5 protein-coding genes are annotated in these 5,195 nt (G+C 60.9%); 3 read left to right on the top strand and 2 right to left on the bottom strand.

The window, feature by feature from the left end:
- Positions 1-305: 305 nt before the first annotated feature.
- Positions 306-800 (top strand): chemotaxis protein CheW, encoded by a 495-nt coding sequence (locus HQL56_17945; protein MBF0311400.1) that lies wholly within the window; start codon positions 306-308, stop codon positions 798-800.
- Between the two features lie 195 nt (positions 801-995).
- Here the strand turns inward: HQL56_17945 and hslU are convergent, their stop codons facing one another.
- Positions 996-2,378 (bottom strand): ATP-dependent protease ATPase subunit HslU, encoded by a 1,383-nt coding sequence (gene hslU / locus HQL56_17940; protein ID MBF0311399.1) that lies wholly within the window; start codon positions 2,376-2,378, stop codon positions 996-998.
- Positions 2,378-2,905: an ATP-dependent protease subunit HslV gene (gene hslV, locus HQL56_17935; protein ID MBF0311398.1), complete on the bottom strand. Its 528-nt coding sequence runs from the start codon at positions 2,903-2,905 to the stop codon at positions 2,378-2,380. Before hslV ends, hslU begins: the two co-directional genes overlap by 1 nt.
- Before the next feature lie 119 nt (positions 2,906-3,024).
- Between hslV and HQL56_17930 the strand changes: the two genes are divergently transcribed.
- The gene (locus HQL56_17930; GenBank protein ID MBF0311397.1) at positions 3,025-3,825 is read left to right on the top strand and encodes an arginyltransferase; all 801 of its coding nucleotides are present in this window, start codon (positions 3,025-3,027) and stop codon (positions 3,823-3,825) included.
- A gap of 22 nt (positions 3,826-3,847) precedes the next feature.
- The gene (bioF, locus tag HQL56_17925) at positions 3,848-5,044 is read left to right on the top strand and encodes an 8-amino-7-oxononanoate synthase (protein MBF0311396.1); all 1,197 of its coding nucleotides are present in this window, start codon (positions 3,848-3,850) and stop codon (positions 5,042-5,044) included.
- The last annotated feature ends 151 nt before the right edge of the window (positions 5,045-5,195 follow it).

Genomic DNA, 5,195 nt, shown 5'->3' with positions numbered 1-5,195 from the left:
GGGGGGGATTATCCCCCCCGACGGGTCCAGGGCAGCGCCCTGGGACTCTTTCTTTTGCTTTTGACGTTCAACTCCATGGGGTCCAGGGGGCACCCCTGGGACGTGTCCTTTCGCTGTTGACGTTCCGACCCCCTGGGGTCCAGGGGGCACCCCAGGGATTTTTCCTTTCGCTGTTGAAGCGTGACTTCGGGCTGCGTAGCGTCCTGAATGGTTACGAATTGCCGATGCAAGGAGCGCTCGGCCCGTGGTATGCTGTTTCGCATATCAATGGAACCGTTTATCCGGAAATCAAGGGAGAGCATGGCATGGCGGTCAGCGGAATTACCGAGTCGTTTCAGGTGCTGACGTTCACCCTGGGAGACGAGATCTTCGCGGTGGATATCGCCCGGGTCCGGGAAGTGCTGGAATATACCCAGGTGACCAAGGTGCCGCGCACGCCCGACTTCATGTGCGGCGTGATCAATCTGCGGGGCAGCGTGGTTCCGGTGGTCGATCTGCGCCTCAAGTTCGGCATGGACGAGGCGGGGCGCACGGTCAATACCTGCATCATCATCGTGGAGGTGGTGCAGGACGACGAAAAAACGGTGCTGGGAGCCCTGGCCGATTCGGTGAAAGAGGTGATGAACCTGGATCCGGATCAGATCGAGGGAGCGCCCAAGATCGGCACCAATCTGCGCACGGAATTCATTCGGGGCATGGGCAAACACGAAGAGGCCTTCATCATCATCCTGGACACGGATCGGGTCTTTTCCGCCGAGGAGCTTTCTGCGATGCAGGGCGGGATCTCCGAAGGGGGCTGAAAACGCCTGCGGGGAGAGGGATCCCCGCAGCCAAACGGGGATCCTTTGACTTTCAATATGTTATTCTTTAAGTATCAAAAAAAGAAAATGTTCTGTCTTTTGACTTTTCCGTTTCAGAAGAATCTGAATGATAAAAGAAAAGTCAAAGGACAGAACATTTCCTTTTTTTGATCCTTAAAAGATAAATATTGAAAGTCACAAAATAAAGCGCGACAAATCCTCGTTGGCGGCCAGATCGGCCAGTTGCTTCCGCACATAGTCCGCATCGATCACCTGAAGTTGGCCGCGATGGTCCGGGGCCTGGAAGGAGATCTCGTCGAGCAGTTTTTCCATGACGGTGTGCAATCGGCGTGCGCCGATGTTTTCCGTGGTGCCGTTGACCTGGGAGGCGATTTCGGCGATGGCGCGAATGCCGCTTTCCTGGAATTCCAGGGTGATCTCCTCCGTGTTCATCAGGGCGGCGTACTGTTTGGTCAAAGCGTTTTCCGGTTCGGTGAGGATGCGCACGAAATCCTCCACCCCCAGACTCTCCAGCTCCACCCGGATGGGCAGGCGTCCCTGCAACTCCGGCAGCAGATCCGAAGGCCGCGCCATCTGAAACGCGCCGGAGGCGATGAACAGGATGTGATCCGTCTTGACCATGCCGTATTTGGTGGAGACGGTGGTGCCCTCCACCAGGGGCAGGAGATCCCGCTGCACCCCTTCACGGGAGACATCGCCGCCACGCATCTCCGAGCCGCGGGAGCAGATCTTGTCCAGTTCGTCCAGAAAGACGATGCCCGACTGTTCCACCCGATCCAACGCGGTCTTCTGGGTGCGTTCCCGATCCACCAGCTTGCCGGCCTCTTCGTCCGTCAGTCGTTTGCGGGCCTCCTTGACCGTCATGCGCCGCCGGTTGGTGCGTCCTCCCAGCATGTTGCCCAACATCTCCTGAAGGTTGATGCCTTCCATGCCCTGGGGGGTGAAGACTTCCAGCGTGGTGGAGGGGCGGGCCTCCCGGATATCGACTTCAATCTCCCGGGTATCGAGATGGCCCTCCCGCAACTGACGGCGCAGAATCTGCCGCGTGCCGGAATCGACCGGCGGGGTGGCCGGACGGGGAGGGTGCGGGGCGCTGCGCCCGAAGAGGCTCTCCAGGGGATTGGAGGTCTCATGGCCGGGGGGCGGGGGCAGCAGGATATCGAGAATGCGCTCTTCCGCCTGCTCTTCCGCCTGCATCTGCACGCCTCGTTTGGCCTCTTCCAGGGTCTGTTTGACCGCCAGATCGACCAGATCGCGGATGATCGACTCCACATCCCGCCCCACATACCCCACTTCGGTGAATTTGGTGGCTTCCACCTTGATGAAGGGGGCGTGGGCCAGTTTGGCCAGACGACGGGCGATTTCCGTCTTGCCGACACCCGTGGGACCGATCATCAGGATGTTTTTGGGATGGACCTCCTCGCGCATGGCCGCATCGAGCTGCTGGCGACGCCACCGGTTGCGCAGGGCGATGGCCACGGCCCGCTTGGCGTTGCGTTGGCCGACGATGTAACGATCCAGTTCCGAGACGATCTCACGGGGCGTAAAAGTGGACATTATAACTCTTCAATGATCAGATGATCGTTGGTGAATACGCAAATGGAGGCGGCGATCAGCAGGCTCTTTTCCACGATGTCCCGTGGTGGTAACGTTGTTTCCTGCAGCAGCGCCCGGGCTGCGGCCAGGGCGTAAGAGCCGCCGGAACCGATGGCCAGGATGCCGCCTTCCGGTTCCAGCACGTCACCGGCGCCGGAGATCAACAGGCTCGTCTGGCGATCCGTCACCGCCAGCATGGCTTCCAGGCGGCGCAATACCCGGTCGCTGCGCCAGTCCTTGGCCATTTCCACGGCGGCTCGGGTAAGATTGCCCCCGTGTTTGGTCAGTTTGGCGTCAAAGCGTTCGAACAGGGTGAAGGCATCGGCGGTGGAGCCGGCGAAACCCACCAGCACCTCTCCTTCCCGAATGGCGCGCACCTTGCGGGCATTGGCCTTGACGATGGTGTTGCCGAGAGAGACCTGGCCATCGCCGCCCATGGCCACCTGATCGCCTCGACGGACGGAAAGAATGGTCGTACCTTCAAACATCGGTTATTGTCCTTGACCGGTTGTTCGTGCCAAGGCCGGGTCGATGCCGACCGGGCTTCTCCACATGGTGACTGGAGAACGGCACGTTTGCAAGCCATCGAACATCATGGATCCGACTCATGAACCGTTTGCCCACCGGTTTCTGGCGGGACGCTTCCGCCGGACTGCATCTTTTCCGCTCGCCCGACCATGCCTGCAACTATCTGCCGGATCGGGAAGCCTCCACCCTCTTCGTGGATCCGCTGGATTCCATGGATCCGGTACTCTTCGAGTATCTGTTGCTGCAGGGCTTTCGCCGCAGCGGGGGGCATGTCTACCGGCCCTATTGTCAGCGTTGTGATGCCTGTCTGCCGGTGCGGGTGCCGGTGGCCCACTTTTCCCGAGGGGGTGGTTTCCGGCGCATCTGGCGACGCAACCAGGATTTGACGGTCGAGGTGCAGCCGGCTTCCTTCACCGTGGAGAGCTTCGACCTCTACCGGCGCTATCTGGCGGCGCGTCATGGGGATGGTCCCATGGCTGATCCCCTGCCGGAGGATTTCGTCTCCTTTCTCATCGCGCCCTGGAGCGATACCTGGTTCGTCGCTTTTCGCGACAGCGGCGGGCGCTTGTTGATGGTGGCGGTGGTGGACCGGCAGCCGCGCGCTTTGTCGGCGGTCTATACCTTTTTCGAACCCGAGGAGAAGCGTCGCAGTCTGGGCAGTTTCGCCATTCTGTGGGAGATTGCCGAGGCGGCGCGTCTGGGGCTCTCCTGGGTTTTTCTCGGTTATTGGATCGCGCAGTGCCGCAGCATGCGCTACAAGGCCCGCTTTCAGCCTTTGGAGGTGCGACGGGGCGGCGTATGGACGCCCTTGTCGGAGGAGGAGGCGATTGTCAACCTGGAAGAGGCGAATTCGGGTTTACAATCGGAGGCGTCGGATTGACAATACCCCCTTTTCCGGAACGATGGAGGGGTGTTTGTTTGCCGAACGTTATCGGGCTTTCGCCACCCGTCGCCGGGAGGCGGGACAATGGCGGGTTCTGCGCCCGGTGGGGCCTCGTCGGGGCAGTCGCATCCGGGTGGGTGAAACCTGGCTGGTCAACTTCGCCTCCAACGACTATCTGGGGTTGGCGGATCATGCGGCGTTGCGTCAGCGGGCGGCCGAGTGGCTGGAGCGCTGGGGTGCGGGCAGTGGCGCCTCCCGTCTGGTGTGCGGCGATCTGGAGCCTTATTCCCGGATCGAAGAGCGGCTGGCCCGGCTCAAGGGTCAGGAAGCGGCGCTGCTGCTGAACTCCGGTTTCCAGGCCAACGCCACCTTGTTGCCGGCGTTGCTGGATCGGCAGATTCTGGGGGAGGAGCCACTGGTTTTTTCCGATCGGCTCAATCATGCCTCCATGCACCACGGCTGTCTGGCGGCGGGTGTTTCCCAGCAGCGGTATCGGCACAACGATCTCGATCACCTTGAGTCGCTGTTGCGCGCCCATCAGCATCGCGGTCGTTTTCGTTTCATCCTTTCGGAGACGGTTTTCAGCATGGACGGGGATCGGGCCGATCTGCCGGGGTTGTTCTATTTGCGGCAGCGATACGGGGCGTTCCTCTATCTTGACGAGGCGCATGCCACCGGGGTTTTGGGGCCGGGTGGGGCGGGGCTTGCGGCGGCGAGCGGTGAACGGGCGGATCTGGTCATGGGCACGTTCAGTAAGGCGTTGGGCGGTTTCGGGGCTTATGCCGCCTGTGCCGCGTCGTTGCGGGACTATCTGATCAACCGGTGCAGCGGGTTGATCTATGCCACCGCGCTGCCGCCCGCCGTGTTGGGAGCGGTGGATGCGGCGCTGGATCTGCTGCCGGGTTTGGAGGGGGCGCGTTGTCGTTTGCAGGAGGGGGCGCGTCGTTTACGGGAGAGTTTGCGTGGGGCGGGATTGGATACGGGGGCCTCCTCCACCCAGATTGTGCCGGTCAGGGTGGGTGAGGAGGAGACGGCGCTGGCTTTGGCCCGGGATCTGGAAGCCGAAGGTTTGCTGGTGGTGGCGGTGCGGCCTCCCACGGTGCCGAATGGGGGTAGCCGGTTGCGGTTGTCGTTGTCGGCGGCGCATGAGAAGGAGGCGTGGCGGCAGGTGGCCGAGGTGTTGCCTGTTTTGGCAAGGGCGCGAGGAGTGATTTGATTTTCAATATGTTATCTTTTAAGTATCAAAAAAAGGAAATTTTTTGTCTTTTTAATTATTATTTTTTATACCCCCTCGCATTGAGCGGCATGATCATGTCAACAGCGAAAGGAAAAGTCCCAGGGGTGCCCCCTGGACCCCATGGGGTTGG

This window comes from Magnetococcales bacterium (assembly GCA_015231925.1).
Classification (GTDB): Bacteria; Pseudomonadota; Magnetococcia; order Magnetococcales; family JADGAQ01; genus JADGAQ01.
This window is presented reverse-complemented; position numbering and strand designations above follow the sequence as displayed.